At 66.6% G+C, this 1,276-nt stretch carries 2 protein-coding genes; both read right to left on the bottom strand.

Features of this window, described 5'->3' with window-relative positions:
* Positions 1-200: 200 nt before the first annotated feature.
* On the bottom strand, positions 201-734 hold the full coding sequence (locus HTA01S_RS24355; RefSeq protein WP_068176637.1) for a chemotaxis protein CheW: 534 nt from the start codon (positions 732-734) through the stop codon (positions 201-203).
* A 24-nt stretch (positions 735-758) separates the two neighbouring features.
* A partial coding sequence (locus HTA01S_RS24360) for a methyl-accepting chemotaxis protein (RefSeq protein WP_245638196.1) occupies positions 759-1,276 on the bottom strand: 518 nt, incomplete at its 5' end.

Consider the following 1,276-nt stretch of genomic DNA (forward strand, 5'->3'; position numbering starts at 1 on the left):
TTCTTCGCCGTGGCCGCGCTGATGCCGCTGCGCGCGCTCTCCTGGCGTGCCAGGTGGCTGCCTTCGTTGTGCATGTCCATGGGTTCTTCCTCGAAAAGCGGATGGGTCCATGAACTATCGGCCAGCCCGGCGCTGGCTGAAGGCATAAAAAAACCGACAAAGCCCGGGCAAACCCGGGCTTTGTCGGCTGGGCCTGGGGCTTACTGCAGGCTGCGGGCGCCGTCCATGAGGCCCATGTCGGCGCTGGACATCAGGGCTTCGATGTCCATCAGGATCAGCATGCGTTCGCCCACGCTGGCGATGCCGGTGATGAAGCTGGTGTCCACCGTGGTGTTCATCTCGGGCGCCGGTTTGATCAGGTCGCTGCTGAGTTCGAGCACGTCGGACACCGAGTCCACCACCGCACCCACCACACGACCCTGCACGTTGAGCACGATCACCACCGTGAAGCTGTTGTATTCCACCTTCTCGCAGCCCAGCTTGATGCGCAGGTCCACCACCGGCACGATCACCCCGCGCAGGTTGACCACGCCCTTGATGAAGCTCGGCGCGTTGGCGATGCGCGTGGGCTCTTCAAACGAGCGGATCTCCTGCACCCGCAGGATGTCGATGCCGTATTCCTCCGCCCCCAGGCGGAAGGTCAGGAATTCGGCCTTCTTCGCCGTGGCCGCGCTGATGCCGCTGCGCGCGCTCTCCTGGCGTGCCAGGTGGCTGCCTTCGTTGTGCATGTCCATGGGTTCTTCCTCGGATTCGGTGGATCAGAAACTTTCCCAGTCGTCCGTGCCGGTGCGGCTGGGCGCCTGGGCCGCGACCACGGGGCGCGGGGTCTTCGGGGCCGGCGTCTGGGCCTTGGCGGGCGCAGCCGGTTTGAGCGGGCTCACGTTGGACACCGGCTTGACCGGCGCCGCCGGCTTGGGTGCGGGGGCGTTGAAACGCGCATGAGCCCCGGTGCCGGCATTGAGCTTGAACACGCTCACCGCCTGCACCAGCTGCTGGGCCTGCTGCTGCAGGCTGGACGCGGCGGCCGCGCTCTGTTCCACCAGGGCGGCGTTCTGCTGCGTGGTCTGGTCCATCTGCGTCACCGCTTCGCTGACCTGGCCCACGCCCGCGCTCTGCTCGTTGCTCGCGCTGCTGATCTCGCCCACGATGTCGGTCACGCGCCGGATCGAGGTCACCACCTCCTGCATGGTGGTGCCGGCGCGGTCCACCAGGGCCGTGCCCTGCTCCACGCGCTCCACACTGGCCATGATCAGGCCCTTGATTTCCTTGGCCGCTT

Origin of the sequence: Hydrogenophaga taeniospiralis CCUG 15921 (genome assembly GCF_001592305.1) — a bacterium.
In the GTDB taxonomy this organism is placed as follows: Bacteria; Pseudomonadota; Gammaproteobacteria; order Burkholderiales; family Burkholderiaceae_C; genus Hydrogenophaga; species Hydrogenophaga taeniospiralis.